The sequence below is a fragment of the Streptosporangium sp. NPDC023615 genome (genome assembly GCF_040640155.1).
Taxonomy (GTDB): Bacteria; Actinomycetota; Actinomycetes; order Streptosporangiales; family Streptosporangiaceae; genus Streptosporangium.
The window spans coordinates 38397-59318 of the sequence record NZ_JBFABE010000026.1; the positions used below are offsets into that span (position 1 = coordinate 38397).

A 20922-nucleotide genomic window follows, 5' to 3' on the forward strand; every position below is an offset into this window, starting at 1 on the left:
GACGGGCTCGCGACGCTAGATGGCCTCGCCCTCGCCGCCGTCGCCCTCCCGCGGGCCCGGGGTGCCGGTCCCGCTCTGGCTGGGTGACGGCGACGGGGTGGGCCGGCCCGGGGCGGTCGTCGTCGGGACCGGCGGCGGGGTCGGCACGAACACGGTGGACGGCAACGGCCTGCGCGGCTGCTCGAACTCGTCCTCGCCGCGCAGCAGGAACCAGAGCATCACGGCCAGCAGCATCAGCAGCGCGGCCAGCGCCACCCCGGCCAGGGTCACCGACCGGCGCGTCTCGGTCAGGGGCGGCGCGCTCTCGGGCGGCGGCGGCAGCGCGGGCAGGCGGTCCCCGACCCAGTGCGGGGCGAAGTCCGGCCCGTGCCGTTCCCCGATCAGCGTGCCGCTGACCAGCACGGGCTCCAGGAACCACTCGGCCCCCGCCCGTTCCGGCTCGTAGGGGGTGGCCACCCAGGGGGCGTTCCCGCCGTCCATGGCCAGCACCTGCGGAAGCGCGTCGGCCACCGCGGTACGCCCGCGCGCGGCCCTGACCACCCAGCCCCGCACCCCGGAACGGCTGGCCATCGCGTCGCGGACGCCGGTGACGAAGCGGTCCCTGGCCGCCGGGTCGAGCGCGGCCCCCCTGGTCAGCACCGCGACCGAGACCGGCCGGCCGTCGGGCGCCAGCCCCAGGTAGACCAGCCCCGCCGGTCCGACGCGCAGGCGGGCCTGCAGGAGGAAGGGCCCCAGCCGGGGCGGGTCGCCGTACTGCAGCGGAGTGGCCACGTCTGACATGAAAGCACACCGGCACGGCGGGCACGGGTCGGCGCGGATCGGCGCGGATCGGCGCGGGAACGCCCGCGCCGGGCCGCCCGCCCCCCTCCCCCGCCCCGCGACGCCCGCCGGAGGGCACGCCGGGCGCGCCGCCGGTGAAACCCGGCGGAGCAGCCGTGCGAACGGTCACTTCATTTGATGGAATACCGGCATGACCGTCGCCGAAGAACTGCCGAGCGAGATCGACACCGGACTGCTGCGCGACGCCCTGACCGAGGTCCGGCGGGTCATCGTGGGGCAGGACCACATGGTGGAGCGGCTGCTCGTCGCGCTCCTCGCCCGGGGGCACTGCCTGCTGGAGGGCGTTCCCGGGGTCGCCAAGACCCTGGCCGCCTCGACGCTGGCCACCGTGGTCGGCGGGGAGTTCGCCCGCATCCAGTTCACCCCCGACCTGGTCCCCAGCGACATCGTGGGAACCCGGGTGTACCACCCCTCCCGCGAGACCTTCGACGTCGAGCTCGGCCCGGTGTTCGTGAACTTCCTGCTCGCCGACGAGATCAACCGGGCCCCGGCCAAGGTCCAGTCGGCACTGCTGGAGGTGATGGCGGAGCGGCAGGTGACCCTGGCCGGGCAGACCCACCCGCTGCCCAGGCCGTTCATCGTGCTGGCCACCCAGAACCCGATCGAGTCCGAGGGGGTCTACCCCCTGCCGGAGGTCCAGCGCGACCGGTTCCTGTTCAAGGTCCGCGTCAACCACCCCAGCGCCCACGAGGAGCTGGAGATCCTGCACCGGATGAGCGTGACCCCGCCCGTCCCCAGGGCGGTGCTCGACCCCGGGCGGCTGTCCGCGCTGCAGAGGACGGCCGACCAGGTCTCGGTCCACCAGCTCGTCGCGGACTACGTGGTCAGGCTCGTGATGGCGACCCGCGCCCCCGCCGAGTACGGCCTGGCCGACCTGGAGGAGAACATCGAGATCGGCGTCAGCCCCCGGGCCACCCTCGGCCTGGTCGCGGCGGGACGCGGCCTGGCCCTGCTGCGCGGCCGTGACTACCTTCTCCCCGACGACATCCGCGACGTGGCGGTGGACGTGATGTCCCACCGGCTGATGCTCACCTTCGACGCCCTGGCCGACGGGATCGACCCCGAGGACGTGGTCCGCCAGATCCTGACCGCCGTGCCGCCGCCCCTGGTCGTCTGGAACCAGGGCCCCCGGTGACCCGCCCCGAGCGTCACGACAGGAACACCCCCCACGACTCCGTCCATGCGCTGCGCCGCCTGGAGCTCACCATCGTCCGCCGCCTGGACGGTCTCCTCCAGGGCTCCTACCAGGGGCTTCTTCCCGGCCCCGGAAGCGAGTTCGGCGACAGCCGGGGGTATGTCCCCGGCGAGGACGACATCCGGCGGATGGACTGGGCGGTGACCGCCCGCACGACCGTGCCGCACGTGCGGGACCTGATCGCCGACCGGGAGCTGGAGACCTGGGCGCTGGCGGACCTGTCGCCCAGCATGGACTTCGGCACCTCGGGCATGGAGAAGCGGGACCTGGTCGTGGCCGCCGTCGGGGCGATCGGCTTCCTGGCGGGCCGGATCGGCAACCGTTTCGGCACCTACGTCCTGCACGACGAGTACATCCACCGGATGCCCGCCCGGGGCGGACGGCCCGCCCTGTACGGCCTGCTGCACTCGCTGACGGAGGCCCCCAGGGGCCGGGCCGTCGCGGACGCCCCCGATCTGGCCGAGGCGATCGAGGTCCTGGCCTCGGCACGGCGCAGGCGCGGCCTGCGGGTGGTCGTCTCCGACTTCCTCGACGCCGAGCCCACCCTGGACGCGAGCCTGGAGAAACCCTGGGAGCGGCCGATCCGGCGGCTCGCCGCCCACCACCAGGTGCTGGCCGTCGAGGTGATCGACCCTCGCGAGCTGGAACTGCCCGCGGTGGGCCTGGTCAACCTGACCGACCCGGAGTCCGGGCGGAGCCGCCAGGTGTACCTCACCCCGAGGATCCGCCGGGCGTACGCCGAGGCGGCCGCCGCGCAGCGGACGGCCAACCGGGTGGCGTTGCGCCGCTGCGGGGTGGCCCACCTGGTGCTGCGCACCGACCGCGACTGGGTCTTCGACATCGCCCAGTTCGTCCTGCGGCAGCGGCGCATGGCGCACGTGACCCATCGGCCCCCGAGGTCGGGAGCGACACGGTGACCTTTCTCTCTCCGGTATGGCTCTGGTTGTTCGCCGCGCTGGCCCTGCTCGTGGCGGGGTACGTGGCGGCGCAGTTCTCCCGGCGCCGCTACGCGCTGCGCTTCACCAACCTGCCGCTGCTGGACCTGGTGACCCCGTCGGCGCCGGGCTGGCGGCGGCACGTGGCGCCCGCGCTGTTCCTCGTCATGATGATCCTGCTGATCGTGGGCGCCGCCCGGCCGGCCGACTCGGTGCGGGTTCCCCGCGACCGTGCGACGATCATCATCGCGCTGGACGTCTCGCTGTCCATGGAGGCCGACGACGTGCGGCCGAACCGGATCACCGCCGCCAAGGAGGCGGCGCAGAAGTTCGTCGCCGACCTGCCGGAGCGGTTCAACGTCGGGCTGGTCGCCTTCGCCCGTTCCTCCTCGGTGGTGGTCTCCCCCACCACCGACCACCAGGCCGTGGTGACCTCTCTGGGCACCCTGACCACCCGGGCGGGGACGGCGATCGGCGAGGCGGTGTTCAGCTCCCTGGAGGCGCTGCGCTCCTTCGACCAGCAGGCGGTGAACGACCCGCCGCCCGCCGCGATCGTGCTGCTCTCCGACGGGGACAACACCTCGGGCCGTTCGGTGGCCGAGGCCATCGAAGCGGCGAAGGGCGTGCGGGTGCCGGTCTCCACGATCGCGTACGGGACCCAGGACGGGACCGTCTCGATCGACGGCCGCGACGTGCAGGTGCCGGTGAACAAGGTCACCCTGCAGTCCCTGTCGGACGGGACGGGCGGCCGGGCCTACGAGGCGGAGTCGGGCACCCAGCTACGGCAGGTGTACGAGCAGATCGGCTCCTCGCTGGGGTACCGGACGGTCAGCCAGGAGATCACCCAGTGGTTCGTGGTGGCGGCGATCCTGGCCGGGCTGGTGACCGCCGGGGCGGCCCTGCTGCTGGGGTCGCGGCTGCCCTGAGCCGCCCCCGGCCGTTGGTAACGTTCTACGCCGTGGCACATTACTTCGAGGAGCGCCCCGAGGCCGCCGGTCGTCCCGGATCGGTCACGCTCGTGCTCCCCGACCTTCACCTGAAGCTGGAGACCGACAGCGGCGTGTTCTCCGCCGAACGCGTCGACCAGGGCACGCGGATCCTGCTGGAGAGCGTTCCCCCGCCCCCGGCCCGGGGCGACCTGCTCGACCTGGGCTGCGGATACGGGCCGATCGCGCTGACGATGGCCTCGCGCGCCCCGGCCGCGACGGTCTGGGCGGTGGACGTCAACCGCCGGTCGGTGGAGCTGTGCGCCCGCAACGCCCGGACCGCCGGCCTTGACAAAGTAAGGTCAGTGCACGTCGACGAGGTGCCGCCGCGGGTGCGGTTCTCCGCCATCTGGTCCAACCCGGCGATCCGGATCGGCAAGGCCGCGATGCACGAGATGCTGACCCGCTGGCTCTCCCGCCTCACCCCGGACGGGGTCGCCCACCTCGTGGTCCAGAAGCACCTGGGCTCGGACTCGCTGCAGCGCTGGCTGAACGAGCGCGGCTGGCCCGCCGAGCGGGTGGCCTCCCGCTCGTCGTACCGCGTCCTGCGGGTGGGGGCCGGGGCGGGAGGCCACCCCCGTGACGACGAACGACGAGGAACGGTGAACGACCGATGACGGCGAACCCGCGCAGGCAGCTGCGCCCGACCGATGTCAAGCGCCTCAACCGCGGCTGGCGCAGGAACACCGAGGGACGGCTGGCGCTGATCGTGGAGTCGGTGACCGGCCCGTTCAACATCGGCTCCATCTTCCGCACGGCCGCGGCCTTCGGCGTGGAGCGGATCTGGCTGGCGGGCAACGCCACCCCGCCCACCAATCCCAAGGCGCAGAAGACCGCGCTGGGCACCGACCGGCTGGTGGCCTGGGAGGAGCCGGTCCCGGTGCCGGAGGCCGTGCGGGCCGCCAAGGCGGACGGGTTCACCGTGGTCGCGGTGGAGCTGACCGGCGACGCGGTCCCGCTGTCCGAGGCCAGGCTCGGCGGCGACGTCTGCCTGGTGGTCGGCAGCGAGGACCACGGCTGCTCCCCCGCGTTGCTGGAGGCCGCCGACGGCGTCTGCTACATCCCGCAGGTCGGCCGGGTCGGCTCGTTCAACGTCGCGGTCGCGGCGGCGATCGCGGTGGCGGAGGTCCGCCGCCAGGAGTGGGCGGGCAAGGCGGCGCCCGGGGAGTGACGCTCTCCCCCGCCGGGCCGCGGCCCCGGTCGTGACCGCTCAGCCGAGCGGGGGCCGGTCCTCGCCCGTACCGGAGCCGATGGCCGCGCGCCCGCCGGTCCCCTCCGTGCCGGGCGCCCCGGAGACGTACCTCTCCCCGGGAGGGTCGTGGCGCCCGTGCCCGTTGCCGGCGTGCCCGTTCGCCTCGTGCCCGTCGGCCCCGCCGTCCAGCGGGACCTTCTCGCCGCCGTAGGTCCTGCTCATCAGGGCGCGGAGCCTGGCGATCCGGCCGTGTCCCCGGCCGGACGGCACCCCGGTGCCGCCGGGGCCCTCGTCGTCCCCGGCCCCGTCGCCGGCGGCCCTGGTGCCGTCGGCGCCCTCGGAGACCCCGGCGAGCATCGGGACCGGCTCCTTGCCCTTGATGTGGGCCTCGATGGCCTGGTTGGGCGGGACGTGCACCTCGACGTACTCGCCCGTGGACCGGCGCTGGATGACGCCCGTCTCCACGCCGTGCCCCAGGCTCGCCGCGTCCCTGCGCTGCAGGCCCAGGCAGATGCGGTAGGTGACGTAGTAGGCCAGGACGGGCCCGGCGAAGACCAGCCCCCGGCCGATGACGATCATCGTGTTCAGCGAGAGGCGGAAGTAGGCGGAGATCACGTCGTTGGAGGCCATCAGCCACAGGACGCCGTAGAAGGTGATCGCCGACATGCCGATCGCGGTGCGGTGCGGGTTGTCGCGGGGACGCTCGGCGATGTGGTGCTCGCGGCTGTCGCCGGTGACCCAGCGTTCGGCGTAGGGGTAGAGCGCCAGGCCCGCCAGGATGACGCCGATCGGGGCGAGCGCCGGGAGGATCACGCTCATCGGCAGCGTGAAGCCCAGGACGTTGATCTCCCAGCCGGGCGTCAGGCGGAGCGACCCGTCGAGGAACGCCAGGTAGAAGTCGGGCTGGGACCCGGCGCCGATGGCGGAGGGGGTGTAGGGACCGAACAGCCACACCGGGTTGATCTGGGCGAAGGTGCCCAGCAGCGCGATGATCCCGAAGGTGAACATGAAGTACGCGCCCGACTTGCCGAGGAACGACGGGTGGAACGGTCCGCCCACCACGTTGTCGTTGGTCCGGCCCTTGCCCGACATCTGGGTGTGCTTGAGCACCCAGGTCAGCATCATGTGCGCGGTGATCAGCGCCAGCAGGACGCCCGGCAGGAGCAGGATGTGGATCGTGTAGAACCGGCCGATGACGTCGTCCCCGGGATACTCGCCGCCGATCAGGAAGAACGTGAGCCAGGTGCCGACCAGCGGCAGCGACTGCGCCACGCCCGCGGTGATCCGCAGGCCCGCTCCCGACAGCAGGTCGTCCAGCAGGGAGTAGCCGGTCAGGCCCTCGAACAGCGACAGCGCCAGCAGCGCCACCCCGATCAGCCAGTTGATCTCGCGCGGCTTGCGGTAGGCGCCGGTGAAGAAGACCCGGAGCATGTGGATCATCATGCCGCCGATGAACAGCAGGGCCGCCCAGTGGTGCATCTGGCGCATCAGCAGGCCGCCGCGCACGTTGAAGCTGATCTCCAGCGACGAGGCGTACGCCTCGGACATCATGACGCCCCGCAGCGGCTCGTAGGCCCCCTGGTAGGGGATCTCCAGCATGCTGGCCTTGAAGAAGAGCGTCAGGAACGTGCCGGTCAGCAGCAGGATGACGAACGAGTAGAGCGGGATCTCCCCGAGCAGGAACGACCAGTGGTCGGGGAAGACCTTGCGGATGTTCCGCTTGACGAAGTTGCCCGCGCCGAGGCGGTCGTCGAGGTAGCCCGCCGTGCTCTCCAGCCTCGTCCGGTCGTGTGCTCTGCTCATGCGTGGTCTCCGTTCCCACGGATCCCGGCCCCGGCGTCGTCACGCCCCCGGAAAACCGCACCGGCCCCACGGCGGAGCCCGCCGTGGACGCCCAGGTCCCCTCATTCATTCCCGGCCCCGGCCAGGCAGGGGCAAAGGGAACGTCCAGGTCGGGTTTCGGAGCTTGTGACCCAAACGTTCACCCGGGCGCGATGACGCGCCCGGCCCGCAGGGGGCATACTCCTGCACGTGCAGCGCCGTTACGCCTTCCTCGACCACCCCGGCCCGCTGGCGTTCGCCCACCGGGGCGGGGCCTCAGAGGGCAGGGAGAACACCTTCGCCGCCTTCGAGCGCGCCGTCGGGCTGGGTTACACGTACCTGGAGACCGACGCGCACGCCACCGCCGACGGGGTGCTCCTGGCCTTCCACGACCACACCCTGGACCGGGTGACCGACCGCCGGGGCCGGATCGCCGAGCTGCCGTACCGGCTGGTGCGCCAGGCGCGGATCGGCGGCGTGGACGAGATCCCCCTGATGGAGGACCTGCTGGGCGCCTGGCCCGAGGCGCGCTTCAACATCGACGTCAAGGAGGCGGCGGCCATCGCCCCGCTCGCCGAGGCGATCCGCCGGACCTCCTCCCACGACCGGATCTGCCTGACCTCCTTCTCCGAGGAGCGGCTCCAGCGGGCCCGCGCCGCGGTCGGCCGCGACGTGTGCTCCGCGCTGGGGCCCCGGGGCGTGACCACCCTGCGCGCCGCCGCCACCACCTCCGGGTACGGCCGCCTGCTCGCCCGCCTGGCCCGCGCCGGGATGCCGTGCGCGCAGGTCCCGGTGGGTTTCCGCGGCCTGCGGATCACCACGCCCGCCCTGGTCCGCACGGCGCACGCGCTCGGCATGCAGGTCCACGTGTGGACCGTCAACGACACCGCGGTGATGCGGCGCCTGCTCGACCTGGGCGTGGACGGCCTGATGACCGACAACATCTCCGGGCTGCGCGACGTGCTGGTCTCCCGCGGCCAGTGGCACCCCGGCCGCCTCGCCGCGTGAACGGCCCCCGCCCCCGGGCTTCCCGTGCCCCCGTGTCCCCGTCCGTCCCGCTCCTTCGATGACCCCCGTCCCGTCCCCCCGCCAGCGAACCGAGGACCCCCCATGACCTCAGCACAGGCCGTCGAGGAGAGCCCGGCCTCCCGCCTCCGGGAGCAGCGCGGCTGGTACTTCTACGACTGGGCGAACTCCGCCTTCCCGACCACCGTCCTGACGGTCTTCCTGGGCCCGTACCTGACGACGATCGCCGAGACCGCCGCCTCCGCCCAGGGGCGCGCGTACGTCGACGTGCTCGGGTTCGACGTGCGGCCCAGCGCCTACTACTCCTTCGTGGTGGGGGTCGCGGCGATCCTGCAGATCATCCTGATGCCGATCGTGGGCGCGCTGGCCGACCACACCGGCCGCAAGAAGGAACTGCTGGCCCTGTTCGCCTATCTCGGCGCCGGTGCCACCCTGTGCTTCTGGTTCGTCGCCGGCGGGCGCTACCTGCTGGGCGGCGCGCTGTTCCTCGTCTCCAGCGTCGCCTTCGCCGCCGCGTTCGTGATCTACAACTCGTTCCTGCCGGAGATCGCCACGGCCGACGAGCGCGACAGGGTCTCCGCCCAGGGGTGGGGGTTCGGCTACCTCGGCGGCGGCCTGCTGCTCGCCGTCCACCTCGGGCTCTTCCTCTACCACGAGTCCTTCGGCGTCACCGAGGGCGACGCCGTGCGCATCGCCCTGGCGTCGGCGGGGCTGTGGTGGGGCGGGTTCACGGTCATCCCACTGCTGCGGCTGCGCAACCGGCACGCCGCGCCCTCCGGTGCCGAGACGGCCGGCCGGGCCGTGACCGGCAGCCTCCGCCAGCTGGGCCGCACGATCAGGGAGCTGCGGCGCTACCCGCTGACGCTGGGCTTCCTGGTCGCCTACCTGATCTACAACGACGGCGTGCAGACCGTCATCTCCTTCTCGGCCACCTACGCCGACAAGGAGCTCGGGCTGGACCAGAAGACGCGGATCACGGCGATCCTGATGGTGCAGTTCGTGGCGTTCTTCGGGGCGCTGCTGCTGGGCCGGCTGGCCGCCTCCTACGGGGCCAAGCGGGTCGTGATGGTGGCGCTGGTGGCCTGGATCGCCGTGGTGGCCGTGGCCTACTTCCTGCCCCGGGGGTCGGCGGCGGCGTTCTACGGGCTCGGCTTCGCCATCGCGATCGTGATGGGCGGCACGCAGGCCCTGTCGCGGTCGCTGTTCTCCCATGTGATCCCCAGGGGCAAGGAGGCGGAGTACTACAGCCTGTACGAGATCAGCGACAAGGGGGCGACGTTCCTCGGCTCGTTCACCCTCGGGCTGGCGCTCCAGCTGACCGACAGCTACCGCCTGGGAATCATCTCTTTGGTGATCTTCTTCGTGCTCGGCCTGGTGCTGCTCGCCCTCATCGACCTGCCCAAGGCCATCAGGGCCGCCGGGAACCAGGTGCCGGAACGCATCTGAGAACGCCCTCCTGAGGGGGCCCTCCGCAGACCGGGTCAAGAACGTGCGATTGGATCACCCCGTCTGTGGGAATCCACACACGGTACCAAGCGTTGTACGCCGTGGGAGACGAACCCCTACGACGGGGCCCTCAGGAGGCATTCAGAATGGGCGAGCGTGCGCTACGCGGGACCCGGCTCGGAGCGACCAGCTACGAGAACGACCGCAACACCGATCTGGCTCCGCGCCAGGAGGTGTCCTACACCTGCCCGAAGGGCCATCGATTCGACGTCCCGCTCGCCGCCGAGGCTGAGATTCCGGCGACCTGGGAGTGCCGCATGTGCGGCGCGACCGCCCTGCGGGTGGACGGCGAACTGCCGGAGGCCAAGAAGGCCAAGCCCCCGCGGACGCACTGGGACATGCTGCTGGAGCGCCGCACGATCGAGGATTTGGAAGAGGTGCTCAACGAGCGCCTGGCGATCCTGCGCGCACAGCGCCGCAAGAGCGCCTGACGACCCGGCGAGCCCGGAGAGTCTCGAAGGACCCCCGCCCCTCCCGGGCGGGGGTCCTTCGTTTCCACGGGACGGACACCCCTGCCGCGCGAACGAGGTGCTCCGCCGGCACGGCCGGAGGGGCGGGACGGCCCCGTCCGGTGGCGCGGAATTGGCTCTTAAACCGGTCCATCCTGTCCTCTAGGGTCTCCTCATGACCATTCCGATCAACGACGAGACCGGCGGCACCGACCCGGTGACGGCCGTGAAGAGGGTTTCGGAGAACGCCACCGCGCTGCGCGCGTTGCACGTGCCGGGCCGCCCGCTGGTGGTGCCCAACGTCTGGGACGCGGCCTCGGCCCGCGCCGTCGAGGCCGCGGGCTTCCCGGTGATCGCCACGGGCAGCGCGGCGATCGCCCCGGTGCTCGGGTACGACGACGGCGAGCGGACGCCCGTCGAGGAGATGCTGGCCGCCGTCGCCAGGATCAGCCGGTCGGTGCCCCTGCCCGTCACCGCCGACATGGAGCGCGGCTACCGGCTGGAGCCCGCCGAGCTGGTCGGGCGCCTGGCCGCCGCCGGGGCCTCCGGCTGCAACCTGGAGGACTCCGACCCCCGCACCGGGGCGCCGGTCGACGCCGACGAGCAGGCCGATCTCCTGCGCGCGGTCCGGGCCGCGGCCGAGGGCGCCGGAACGGACCTGGTGATCAACGCGCGGGTCGACGTCTTCATGAACGGCACCGGGAGCGCCGAGGAGCGGCTGGCCGAGGCGGTACGGCGGGGCCGCCTCTACCTGGAGGCCGGCGCCGACTGCGTCTACCCGATCTTCGCGGCGGAGGCCGGGGTCGTCCGTGAGCTGACCGGCCGGATCGACGGCCCGGTCAACATCCTGTTCCGTCCCGGCACGCCGTCGCTCGCCGAGCTGGCGGACCTCGGGGTGGCCCGGGTGAGTTTCGGTCACGGCCTGCACCGTGCCGTGTCCGCGTACGCGGCCCGGATGTTCGCGGCGATCCGGGACGGCGAGAGCCCCTACCCGCCCGCCCCCTGAGCAGGCGCGGGGGCACCCGTCCCGAGCACGCGCGAGAACGGCCGCCCCCGCCCGCCGGCCCCGTGGCCCACGCGCGGGGGCGCCCCTACACGTGCAGCCTGTCCTGGGACCCTCCGCGCCACTCCACCAGCAGCACCGTGGCGTCGTCCTGGAGCATGCCGTCGTGGTACTTGAGGATGCTGCGCACCAGGCGGCGCAGGGTCTCGGGCACGGGCAGGCCGTCGGCGTTGTAGCGGATGATGAAGTCGATGAAACGCTCCAGGCCGAACTCCTCGCCCTCCCGGTTGCGGGCCTCGGTCATGCCGTCGGTGTAGATCAGGACGCGGTCGCCGGGCTCCAGCTGCTCCTTGCACTGGGTCACGGGCAGGTCCAGGTCCAGGCCCACCGGGTGGGCGGGCTGGCAGTGCAGGGTGGTGACCCAGCGCCCGTTCCTGATCACCACCGGCGGGTGGTGGCCCCGGTTGACCCAGGTGAACACGCCGGTACGCAGGTTCAGGTTGGCCAGGATGGCGGTGGCGAACCGGTTGGCCGGGCCGAACTCGTTCACCAGGACCTTCTCGATCCCCACGCTGACCTCGATCAGGTCGGCCCCCTGGCGGCGGTGGTTGCGGCAGGCGGCCACCGCGAGGTTGGCGGTCAGCCCCGCCGAGGCGTCGTGGCCCATCGCGTCGAAGACCGCCAGGTGGACGGTCTCCCCGGCCAGCGCGTAGTCGAAGGCGTCGCCGCCGAGCTCGTACGCCGGCTCCAGCGCGGCACCGATCACCACCGCGTCGTTGGCGAAGGTCGGCGCCGGCAGCAGGTTCCACTGCATCTCGGCGGCGACGTTCATCGGCCGGGTCCGCACCATCCGGGCGTAGGAGTCGCTGTTCTGGCGTTTGCTCGCCAGCAGCAGGGCGGTGATCGACGCCAGGTGCCGCATGTCCTCCTGGGCACGCTCGTCGCCGGGACGGGCGCCGACGCGCAGCACCCCGAGACGTTCGGTGCCGTCCAGCAGCGGCACCCACCACCGGCTCCCCCCGCCCCCCGGGCCGGGACCGGGACCGGGAGCAGGGCCGGGAGCAGGGCCGGGACCGGAACCTGGAGCGGGGCCGGCCAGCACGCGCACCTCCTGGAAGGCCCGCCCCGCCAGCGTCCCGTCGATCCTCAGCTCGGCCGCCTCCGGCTCGGCGTCGTCGTCGGCGGCGAGCCCCTTGCCCGTCACCAGCCGGAGCACTTCCTGCTGGAGGTCGGCCAGGTAGATCAGCACGTCGTGCAGGCCGGCGTGGGCGGCGTGTTCCGCGACGAGGCCGGGAATCTGCTCCAGCGAGCTGAGGTGGCCGGCCTCGACCAGCCCGGCGAGCATCCTCGCCCGTCCCTCGAAGGGCCCGCCGGCCCCCCCGCTCCCCGGGCTCGTCACGGATCCGTCCGCTTCCGGCCGCCGAGCGTCATCACTCATCACCGTCCGACAGTACTCGTCGCGGCTCACCGCCCGACAGCCTTCCCCGTGCCCGGTGTGCACACGCCCGGCCGGGCGGCCGGGCGGCGGGCGGTCACCACCGGTCGGCGGACAGTTCGACGCCCTCCACCCGGTCGTAGATCACCACCCCGTCCGTCAGCCTGACCACGCGCACCCTGCGGGCGAGTCCCGCGGTCTCCAGCTCGCGGGCCGAGCGCACCGCGTACTGCGGGAAACGGTAGCGGTCACGGGTGGCACCGGGTGGGTCGTCGCGCTCGCAGACCACCTCGTAGCGGTCCTCCGGCCAGATCGGAGGCAGCGCCTCCAGGCCTCGATCGGCGGGCGGTGCCATCGGGCCCGCCTCCTTCCTATGGATCTCACGTGACGTGAACGGAACGTACTCGAAGTGATCGGTTAAGACATTCGCAATAACCCCATTATGGCCTTTGGGAACGGGACAACTGTAAGGTGAGCACCCCTCGCAGTGATTGACCGCTCAGTCGATCGCGGGCGGGTGACCTCCATCACCGTCATGAGATCCGGTCGCGCCGGGCCGCCGATGGCACGTTCCATCCCTCCGTTTCACCAGGAGCACGTCATGTCCCCCATCGACCACTTCGCCTATGGGCTCGCCACCCCGGTCGCCTCGTACGTCATGTCGAGCATCGGCTCCCTCCTCGGACTTCTGCTCGCCGCGCGGGCGCGCGGGGCACGGGGCGGCTCACGCGCACTCTGGCTCATCGGCGCCGCCCTGTCCATCGGCGGGACCGGCATCTGGGTGATGCACTTCATAGCGATGATGGGCTTCGACGTGCGGGGGGCGTCGATCCGCTACGACGTCACGCTGACCGTCGCCTCCGCGCTCCTCGCCGTCGTCGTCGTCGGCGCGGGCCTCTTCCTGGTCTCCCGCTCCGCCGGCCCGGGCGCGCTCCTCGGCGGCGGCCTGCTGACCGGTCTGGGCGTGGCGGGCATGCACTACCTGGGCATGGCGGCCATGAACATGTCCGCCCACGTGACCTACGACCCCCTCCTGGTCGGGCTCTCCCTGCTCATCGCCGTGACCGCGGCGACGGTGGCCCTGTGGTTCAGCGTGCGCGTGCGCGGGGCCGCCGCCACGACCGGCGCCGCCCTGGTGATGGGCCTCGCGGTGAACGGGATGCACTTCACCGGCATGTTCGCCCTGGACGTCAGCGTGCACGGCACCTCCGCGCCGACGAGCGGGGCCGAGGGCATGGACTTCATGCTGCCGCTGCTCGTCGGGATCAGCCTGCTCACCCTCGGCCTGCTCCTGACGATCTTCCTGTCCCCCTCGGAGCAGGAGATGCGCCAGGACGCCGAGCTCGAGGCGCAGCTACGCCGCAACCGCTCCGCCGACGGCCCCGCCGCCCCCTCCGGCCCGATGGAGCCCCACACCCGTCCCGCCCGCGACCACAGGCCCTCCCTCTTCGACGACCACGGCCCCGGCCGGTGAGCGGTCATCGGGAATGACCAACGGCCCCATAACATCGCGATAGGGATTCTTTGGGAGATCCCTCAGGAGGCCTTCGGCAAATACTTTGACAGCACCCCTCACAAGGAGTGTTCATGTTACGTCGAGGTACCTTCCTGGCCGGCGCCACCACCGTGGCCCTGTACCTGGCCGCCACCGTGGCCCCCGCCTTCGCAGCACCCTCCGTCTCCGCCCCCAAGCCCCCGGACGCGATGCTGGAGGCACTCCAGCGCGACCTCGGCCTCACCGCCGAGCAGGCCGTCCAGCGCCTCGCCAACGAGCAGCGCGCCGCGGCCTCCGAGTCCGCCCTGACCCAGCAGCTCGGCGCCAGCTACGCGGGTGCCTGGCTCAACGGCGACGCCTCCCAGCTCTCGGTGGCCACCACCGACGCGGCCGAGGCGGACGCCATCAGGGCCAAGGGCGCCCAGCCGGTGATCGTCAGCCGGTCCATCGCCGACCTGAACGCCGTCAAGGACAAGCTCGACCAGGCGCCCGCGGAGGCCAAGGCCGGCGCCGCCCTGTGGTACGTGGACGTCGCCACCAACAGCGTCTCGGTCCTCGCCGCCGACCAGGCGGCCGGTGAGGCCCTCGTCGCCGCCGCGGGCGTGGACAAGAACGTCGTCAAGGTGACGCACTCCACCGAGAAGCCCCAGGCCTACATCAACATCATCGGCGGCAACGCCTACTACATCGGCGGCAGCCGCTGCAGCATCGGCTTCTCCGTGCGTCGGGGCTCCACCCCCGGCTTCGTGACCGCCGGTCACTGCGGCAGGGCCGGTGCCACCACCAGCAACCCGTCCGGCACCTTCCAGGGCTCGTCGTTCCCGGGTAACGACTACGCGTGGGTGGCCACCCCCGGCCACACCGTGACCCCCTACGTCCGCGGCTCCGGCGGCGCCAACGTCACCGTGCGCGGCTCCGCGCAGGCCTCGGTCGGCGCCTCGATCTGCCGCTCCGGCTCCACCACCGGCTGGCGCTGCGGCGTCATCCAGCAGCACAACGCCAGCGTCACCTACCCGCAGGGCACGGTCAGCGGCCTGACCCGCACCAGCGCGTGCGCCCAGCCGGGCGACTCCGGCGGCTCGTTCATCTCCGGCAGCCAGGCCCAGGGCGTGACCTCCGGCGGTTCGGGCAACTGCAGCGTCGGCGGCACCACCTACCACCAGCCGGTCAACGAGATCCTCTCGGCGTACGGGCTGACGCTCGTCACCGGCTGATCCGCCCTCCTCACCAGCTGCTCGTCATGAGCAACCCCCCGATGGCCGAGGAGGCTCGCTAGAAATGTCAAGAATCATTCGCTCCGGTATCGCCTTCATCCTGGGCCTGGCCTTCCTGGTGACGGCGGCCCCGTCCCAGGCGGCCACCGCCAAGGCGGAGGCGGGCACGGCGGCGGTCCGCGTCCTGCGGTACGACGCCAGCAGGGCCGCGGAGTTCCGGTCGGTCGTGGACCAGGCGGCACAGGTCTGGAACTCCCGCGTCACCAACGTACGGCTGGTGGCCGGCACGCCCGCGGACTTCGTGGTGCTCGCCGACAACGGCTGGCCTCGCGCACAGCCGACCAGCCTGGGTCGCGGCACCATCTGGATGGGGCGGCAGGCGACGTCGCAGGGGTACTTCCCGCTGCGGATCGCCACGCACGAGATCGGTCACATCCTGGGCCTGCCGGACCGGCGCACCGGTCTGTGCTCGGACCTGATGTCCGGTTCGAGCGCGCCCGTCTCCTGCACCAACGCCAACCCGAGCGCGGCGGAGAGAGCAGCGGTCCAGAGGAACTTCGCCGGGTCCACCCCGTCGATCACCTTCGGTGAGCTCTACGTCGACGTTCCCCAGCTCGCGGCGTCCTAGACGCCCGCGAACGACCTCGCCGGTCCGGCCGATCCATCGGCCGGACCGGCGAGCGCGTTCTCCCGTCCCGTCCCCGTCCGGCCCCGCGTCCCGCCCTCACGCCCCGCCCCCGTCCCCGTCCCCGTCCCGCCCTCGCCCCGGTCCGCACCCGTCCTCGCGCGGCGGGGCGGTCACACGGCCTTCTCGAAACAGTGCGAGCCCGTGAGCCCCTCGTAGGGCGGGAAGACCGGGCTGGGCGTGTAGCCCTCGCGCAGGTACATCCGCACCGCGTCCGGCTGACGGGGGCCGGTCTGCAGCACGATCCGCGACGCGCCCAGCGCGCGGGCCTCGTCCTCGGCGGCGGCCAGCAGGGCCTGCGCCACGCCGCCGCCCCGTTCGGCCGGGGTCACGAACATCCGCTTGAGCTCCAGCTCGGCGCCGAGCCTGCGCAGCGCCACGTGCCCGACCGGGACGCCCCGGGCCGAGCGGGCGACGCCGGTGTAGACGACCGTTCCCGGCTCGACGTGCATACCGTCGGGGATCAGGCCGGGGACGGCGATCAGGTCGGCGTAGCGGGCGTCCATCTCCTCGGTCATGGCCCGCCGCAGCGCGACGGCCGCCTCGTCGTCCCAGCCGACGGCCGTGACCGTGACCGGTCCGCCTCTCGCCGCGAACGTCGCCATCGGGCCCCGCACCTCCGCTCCCCCGGACCGCCCCGGGCCGGTACAAAATACCGGGCCGCGGGCCCGGGAGGAGTCGTCCCGCGATCACGGGGAAGGACCCGGGGGGTGACCCGTTCCCGCATCAGCGTCTCCGTGGACGCCCACGCCCGGCCCGAGCAGGTGTTCTCCGTGCTGACCGACTGGTCCCGGCACGACGAGTGGATGGTGCTGACCCACGCGCGCGTCGCCTCCGGTGACGGCCACAGCCGGGGAAGCCGGCTCGCCGCCTTCACCGGGGTGGGACCGGTCGGCTTCCTCGACACCATGGAGATCACCGAGTGGGACCCGCCGAGGCGCGTCGGGGTCCGGCACACCGGGCGGCTGGTGCGCGGCACCGGGGTCTTCCGCGTGCTGCCCCGCGAGGGCGGCGGCAGCACGATCGTCTGGGAGGAGGAGCTCGACGTGCCGTTCGGCGCGGCCGGGCGGCTCGGCTGGCGGGTGATCGCACCGCTGAACGCGGCCCTGTTCCGGCTCTCGCTGCGCAGGCTGGCCGCGCTCAGCGGCCGGTGAGACCCCCGTCCCCTCCCCAGGCCCCGCCCGCGGCCGGTGACCGCGGACCGGCCGCGCTCAGCGGCCGGTGAGGCCCCTGTCCGTCCCCCCGGCCCCGCCCGAGGAGCCCGGGGCTCCCGCGCCGCCCGGGGCCGCCGGGTCGTCGCGGATGACCTCGCCGTGGACGACCGGCGCCCCGGGGGCTCCCGGGGCCCGCCCGTCGGGCCGCAGGCCGTCGAAGGGCGAGCCCGGCCCGCCGAACGGACCGCCCAGCGGCCCGCCCAGACCGGCCCCGGCCATGCTCCGGGAGACCATCGTGTGGACCCGGCGGGCGAAGAACCAGGTCGCGACCCCGCGGACCATGGGACGGGTGAACGGCAGCAGGCACAGGAACCCGACGACGTCGCTGAGGAAGCCGGGGGTGAGCAGCAGCGTGCCGCCCACCAGGATCAGCGCGCCGTCGGCGAGCTCGCGGTCGGGCATCCGCCCGCTCTGCAGCGCGACCTGGAGGTTGCGCCAGGCGCGGCGGCCCTCACGGCGCACGATCCAGGCGCCGAGCAGGCTGTCGGCGAGCAGGACGGCCACCGTCGGCCAGCCGCCGATGACCTGCCCCACCTGGATGAGGACCCAGATCTCGAGGACCGGCACCACGAGGAAGATCAGGAACAGCAGAAAGCGCATCTTCGCCTCACCTCACGTGACACCCGTACGACATGACAACGCCCGGGGGCCCCGGCGCGTTCCGTGTTCGCTCAGCGTGGACTCCCCGCCGTGCCCGGTACGGCGCTCAGCGGCCGAGGCGGCGGCGCTCGCGGCGGCGGCGCAGGCGGGCGGGCAGGCCCGCGACCCCCCAGACGGTGACCCGCCAGAGCGCCTCCAGGATGATGGCGCGGCTCATCTTGCTGGCCCCGACCGCGCGCTCCACGAACGTGATGGGGACCTCCTTGATCCGCAGTCCCTTGTGGGCGGTGCGCAGGGTCAGGTCCACCTGGAAGCAGTAGCCCTGCGACTCCACGTCGTCCAGCCCGATCTTCTCCAGGGTGGAGGCGCGGTAGGCGCGGAAGCCCGCGGTGGCGTCGCGGACCGGCAGGCCGAGGGCGAGGCGGCTGTACATGTTGGCGCCGCGCGAGAGCAGCTGCCGCGAGGCGGGCCAGTTGACCACCTTGCCGCCGGGCACCCACCGGGACCCGATCGCCAGGTCGGCCCCGCGCGCCAGCGCCTTCAGCAGGGCGGGCAGCGCCTCGGGCGGGTGGGAGCCGTCGGCGTCCATCTCCACCAGGACGTCGAACCCCTCCGCCAGGCCCCAGCGGAAACCCGCGATGTAGGCCGAGCCCAGCCCCTGCTTGCCGCCGGGCCGGTGCAGCACGTGGATCAGCTCGTCGTCGGAGGCGAGCTTGTCGGCGATCGCCCCGGTGCCGTCGGGGCTGTCGTCGTCGGCGATCAGCAGGTGCGCCTCGGGCACGGCCTCCCGCAGGCGCCGGACGATCAGCGGCAGGTTCTCCCGCTCGTTGTACGTCGGGACGACGACGAGCACCCGGCCAAGCATCCGCTCCATCACGCGTCTCCCACCTGACGATCGTCCTGCCGGTCCGCTGCCCGTACCGCTGTCCGCCCCGCCGCCCCCGTCCGGCGCCGCCCGGCGGTCGCCGCGGCGGCCACCGCGCAGGCCCCCACAAGTATCAGGGCCCACTCGGGCAACGCGCCCACGCGGGTGGCGATCGTCTGCGCGGTCCTGACAGGGACCGTCAGGACGTTCGACGCGGGCACCAGTTCCTCGGTGCGCCAGGCTATCGAGCCATTGGGAGTCACATATGCCGATATACCCGTAATTGCGGAAGTGATCACCGCCCGATTGTGCTCCACGGCCCGCAACTGGGACATGGCGAGTTGCTGCGGCGGCAGGTTGGTGAGCGCGTAGGTGGCGTTGTTGGTCTGCACCACGAGCGGTGTGGCGCCCGTCCGGGCGGTGGCGTTCACGACCTCGTCGTAGGCCACCTCGTAGCAGTTGATCGCGCCGATCGTCACCGGGCCCATCCGCAGGTCCCCGTCCCGGGTGCCCGCCACCGACTGCTTGCCGACCAGGGAGGCCCGCTCGAACAGGGCCAGCACCAGCTCCTTCATCGGGGTGAACTCCCCGAAGGGCACCAGGCGCTGCTTGTCGTAGTGGGCGCCGGGCCCGGTCACCGGGTCCCAGACCAGGCTGCGGGTGGCGCGCTGGTTCTCCCCCACGCCGACCACGGCGCCGACCAGGACGGGCACCCCGACGTCCCGGACCGCTGCGTCGATCTCGCTGCGGGCGAACGCGCTGCGCAGCGGGTCGATGTCGGTGGAGTTCTCCGGGAGCACCACCAGGTCGGGGCGGGGGACGCGGCCCCGCCGCACGTCTTCGGCCATCCGGTGCAGCAGCCGGGTGTGGTTGCGCAGCACCACGGCCGGCTCGTCGCCCAGCGGGTGCATGCCCCGCCCGGGGACGTTGCCCTGGATGACGCCGACGGTCACGCTGCGGCCCTCGTCGCCGTACCGGGGCACGGCCAGGGCCGCCGCCGGCACGGCCAGCGCCCCCACCAGCGGCAGCACCAGCGACAGCGCCGGTCGCCCCCTGGACGGCGGGGCCGGGGAGGCGGGCGCAGGGGCCGGCGCCGAGGAGGCAGGCGGGGACGACGGCGGCGGGGCGGGGGCCGGTCCCGGGTCCGGTCCAGGGGCCGGTCCAGGGGCCGGTCCAGGGGCCGGTCCAGGGGCCGGTCCAGGGGCCGGGCGCCGGGCCGCGAGCGCCCGCCGCGCCCCGAGGGCGAGCAGGCCGCCGCACAGCGCCACCGCGAAGCTCACCAGCGGTGCCCCGCCGAGCGCCGCGTACGGGGTGAAGGGCGACTCACCCTGGCCGAAGGCCACCCGTGCCCACGGGAAGCCGCCGAAGGGGACACGTCCCCGCGCCCATTCGGCCGCCACCCAGAGCGCGGCGCCCCACAACGGCCACAGACGCAACCGGGACACCAGGGCTGCCCCCGCTCCCCAGAAGGCGTAGAAGGCGCTCTCGATGGCCACCAGACCCAGCCAGGCGTCCACACCGATCGGGCTCACCCAGTGAAGGGCGGGCAGCAGCAGGGCGAGGCCCGCGAGCAGGCCCAGCCAGGCGCCACGGCGCGGGCGGACGCCGTGCACGGCCAGGACGATCGCGGCCATGCCGAACGGCGCCAGGAACCACAGGCCCGCCGGCGGGAAGGCGCAGAACACCAGCAGGCCGCCCGCCACCGCGCCGGCGACCCGGGCCGGCAGCGCGGCCCGGGACCGCACGCCCCCGGGCGCTCCGCCGGACACCCCGCCCGGCGAGGCTCCGGGGCCCGCACCGGACCGGCCTCCGCTCCCGCCGGGGCCTCCCCCGCTTCCCGCGCCCGGGTCTCCGCCGTTCCCGCCGGTCCGGTCGTTCCCGCCGGTCCGGCCGCCCGCGGGGCCGTGCGGGGGATCGGGCCACGCGGACCTCCCCGGCGCCGGGCCGACCGTCCTGTCCTGCACCACGGGCGGGGCTCCTTGCGATGTCACGGGCGGGCGGTGCCGCCTCCTGCAGCCTGAACGTTACCTCCCGGCGGAGGTGCCCCTGAAGTCCGGCGCCCGATCACGGGACCGGACACGGCCCCGGGCACGGCCCCGACACGGCAACGGGGCGGCCCCGGACACGGCAACGGACACGGCAACGGCAACGGCAACGGGGCGGCCGGGGTGTCGACGGACACCCCGGCCGCCCCGACGCTTGCGGCGCTCGCACGGGAGCGGGAAGAGAGCCCGGGCCACCCTTCGGACCGGTTCCGTCCCGTCGGCGGCGGGCGCGGATTGCCGTTGTCTACTGGGTGCCCGGACTCCTCCTGGGTCCAACCCCCCGCCCGGAAGGAGTGCCCCGCCTCGACGGACTGCCGGCCCTGCGCCTGGCTGTAGGGACGGGCGTGACCCCGTCACGGGCGCAGGAGAAGGCGATGTCGAAAGGCGGCCGACCGGCCAGTCCCGTGCTGGACTGG

The 20922-nt window shown here is 73.3% G+C and carries 21 protein-coding genes; 13 read left to right on the forward strand and 8 right to left on the reverse strand.

The window, feature by feature from the left end; all coding sequences use genetic code 11:
• Nucleotides 1-15: 15 nt before the first annotated feature.
• Nucleotides 16-780 (reverse strand): hypothetical protein, encoded by a 765-nt coding sequence (locus AB0G16_RS19755; protein WP_362806533.1) that lies wholly within the window; start codon nucleotides 778-780, stop codon nucleotides 16-18.
• Between the two features lie 190 nt (nucleotides 781-970).
• Here AB0G16_RS19755 and AB0G16_RS19760 point away from each other — a divergent pair, with 190 nt between their 5' ends.
• The 5 genes from AB0G16_RS19760 to AB0G16_RS19780 are packed head-to-tail and all read left to right on the forward strand — an operon-like array spanning nucleotide 971 to nucleotide 5127.
• A complete protein-coding gene (locus tag AB0G16_RS19760; protein ID WP_362806535.1) occupies nucleotides 971-1975 on the forward strand; it encodes a MoxR family ATPase in 1005 nt (334 codons plus the stop codon).
• Entirely contained in the window at nucleotides 1972-2952 is a 981-nt protein-coding gene (locus AB0G16_RS19765; RefSeq protein WP_362806538.1) for a DUF58 domain-containing protein, read from the forward strand. Before AB0G16_RS19760 ends, AB0G16_RS19765 begins: the two co-directional genes overlap by 4 nt.
• Nucleotides 2949-3896: a VWA domain-containing protein gene (locus AB0G16_RS19770; protein WP_362806541.1), complete on the forward strand. Its 948-nt coding sequence runs from the start codon at nucleotides 2949-2951 to the stop codon at nucleotides 3894-3896. The genes AB0G16_RS19765 and AB0G16_RS19770 overlap by 4 nt, the downstream gene beginning before the upstream one ends.
• A 32-nt stretch (nucleotides 3897-3928) precedes the next feature.
• Entirely contained in the window at nucleotides 3929-4573 is a 645-nt protein-coding gene (locus tag AB0G16_RS19775; protein WP_362806543.1) for a methyltransferase, read from the forward strand.
• Nucleotides 4570-5127 carry a TrmH family RNA methyltransferase gene (locus AB0G16_RS19780; protein ID WP_362806545.1) on the forward strand — a complete coding sequence of 186 codons (558 nt, stop codon included), beginning with the start codon at nucleotides 4570-4572 and terminating at the stop codon, nucleotides 5125-5127. The genes AB0G16_RS19775 and AB0G16_RS19780 overlap by 4 nt, the downstream gene beginning before the upstream one ends.
• Nucleotides 5128-5166: 39 nt before the next feature.
• Here the strand turns inward: AB0G16_RS19780 and AB0G16_RS19785 are convergent, their stop codons facing one another.
• Entirely contained in the window at nucleotides 5167-6951 is a 1785-nt protein-coding gene (locus tag AB0G16_RS19785; RefSeq protein WP_362806547.1) for a ubiquinol-cytochrome c reductase cytochrome b subunit, read from the reverse strand.
• 228 nt (nucleotides 6952-7179) lie between these two features.
• Here AB0G16_RS19785 and AB0G16_RS19790 point away from each other — a divergent pair, with 228 nt between their 5' ends.
• From AB0G16_RS19790 to AB0G16_RS19805, 4 genes are all read left to right on the forward strand, one after another.
• A complete protein-coding gene (locus tag AB0G16_RS19790; RefSeq protein ID WP_362806549.1) occupies nucleotides 7180-7977 on the forward strand; it encodes a glycerophosphodiester phosphodiesterase family protein in 798 nt (265 codons plus the stop codon).
• 102 nt (nucleotides 7978-8079) lie between these two features.
• On the forward strand, nucleotides 8080-9441 hold the full coding sequence (locus AB0G16_RS19795) for an MFS transporter (RefSeq protein WP_362806551.1): 1362 nt from the start codon (nucleotides 8080-8082) through the stop codon (nucleotides 9439-9441).
• A gap of 146 nt (nucleotides 9442-9587) precedes the next feature.
• Nucleotides 9588-9932, forward strand: coding sequence for an RNA polymerase-binding protein RbpA (locus tag AB0G16_RS19800; protein ID WP_089205581.1), 345 nt, complete (start codon nucleotides 9588-9590; stop codon nucleotides 9930-9932).
• 193 nt (nucleotides 9933-10125) lie between these two features.
• Nucleotides 10126-10956, forward strand: a complete 831-nt coding sequence (locus AB0G16_RS19805) for an isocitrate lyase/phosphoenolpyruvate mutase family protein (RefSeq protein WP_362806553.1) — start codon at nucleotides 10126-10128, stop codon at nucleotides 10954-10956.
• A gap of 85 nt (nucleotides 10957-11041) precedes the next feature.
• On the opposite strand, the gene AB0G16_RS19810 is transcribed toward AB0G16_RS19805, so the two are convergent.
• A complete protein-coding gene (locus AB0G16_RS19810; RefSeq protein ID WP_362806555.1) occupies nucleotides 11042-12352 on the reverse strand; it encodes a PP2C family protein-serine/threonine phosphatase in 1311 nt (436 codons plus the stop codon).
• A 133-nt stretch (nucleotides 12353-12485) separates the two neighbouring features.
• Nucleotides 12486-12743 carry a hypothetical protein gene (locus tag AB0G16_RS19815; protein ID WP_362806557.1) on the reverse strand — a complete coding sequence of 86 codons (258 nt, stop codon included), beginning with the start codon at nucleotides 12741-12743 and terminating at the stop codon, nucleotides 12486-12488.
• A gap of 246 nt (nucleotides 12744-12989) precedes the next feature.
• Between AB0G16_RS19815 and AB0G16_RS19820 the strand changes: the two genes are divergently transcribed.
• The 3 genes from AB0G16_RS19820 (at nucleotide 12990) to AB0G16_RS19830 (ending at nucleotide 15725) form a co-directional block, all read left to right on the forward strand.
• Complete coding sequence (locus AB0G16_RS19820; protein WP_362806559.1) at nucleotides 12990-13862, forward strand: MHYT domain-containing protein; 873 nt, start codon at nucleotides 12990-12992, stop codon at nucleotides 13860-13862.
• 113 nt (nucleotides 13863-13975) lie between these two features.
• Complete coding sequence (locus AB0G16_RS19825; RefSeq protein ID WP_362806561.1) at nucleotides 13976-15097, forward strand: S1 family peptidase; 1122 nt, start codon at nucleotides 13976-13978, stop codon at nucleotides 15095-15097.
• A gap of 64 nt (nucleotides 15098-15161) precedes the next feature.
• A complete protein-coding gene (locus tag AB0G16_RS19830) occupies nucleotides 15162-15725 on the forward strand; it encodes a snapalysin family zinc-dependent metalloprotease (RefSeq protein WP_362806563.1) in 564 nt (187 codons plus the stop codon).
• Nucleotides 15726-15895: 170 nt separating this feature from the next.
• On the opposite strand, the gene AB0G16_RS19835 is transcribed toward AB0G16_RS19830, so the two are convergent.
• Nucleotides 15896-16387 carry a GNAT family N-acetyltransferase gene (locus AB0G16_RS19835; protein ID WP_362806565.1) on the reverse strand — a complete coding sequence of 164 codons (492 nt, stop codon included), beginning with the start codon at nucleotides 16385-16387 and terminating at the stop codon, nucleotides 15896-15898.
• 105 nt (nucleotides 16388-16492) lie between these two features.
• Here AB0G16_RS19835 and AB0G16_RS19840 point away from each other — a divergent pair, with 105 nt between their 5' ends.
• A complete protein-coding gene (locus AB0G16_RS19840) occupies nucleotides 16493-16936 on the forward strand; it encodes an SRPBCC family protein (RefSeq protein ID WP_362806567.1) in 444 nt (147 codons plus the stop codon).
• 57 nt (nucleotides 16937-16993) lie between these two features.
• Here AB0G16_RS19840 and AB0G16_RS19845 read toward each other — a convergent pair whose 3' ends face one another.
• From AB0G16_RS19845 to lnt, 3 genes are all read right to left on the reverse strand, one after another.
• Nucleotides 16994-17596 (reverse strand): FxsA family protein, encoded by a 603-nt coding sequence (locus tag AB0G16_RS19845; protein WP_362806569.1) that lies wholly within the window; start codon nucleotides 17594-17596, stop codon nucleotides 16994-16996.
• Nucleotides 17597-17702: 106 nt separating this feature from the next.
• Complete coding sequence (locus tag AB0G16_RS19850; RefSeq protein WP_362806571.1) at nucleotides 17703-18470, reverse strand: polyprenol monophosphomannose synthase; 768 nt, start codon at nucleotides 18468-18470, stop codon at nucleotides 17703-17705.
• A complete protein-coding gene (gene lnt, locus AB0G16_RS19855) occupies nucleotides 18470-20206 on the reverse strand; it encodes an apolipoprotein N-acyltransferase (protein ID WP_362806574.1) in 1737 nt (578 codons plus the stop codon). Before lnt ends, AB0G16_RS19850 begins: the two co-directional genes overlap by 1 nt.
• Nucleotides 20207-20922 lie beyond the last annotated feature (716 nt).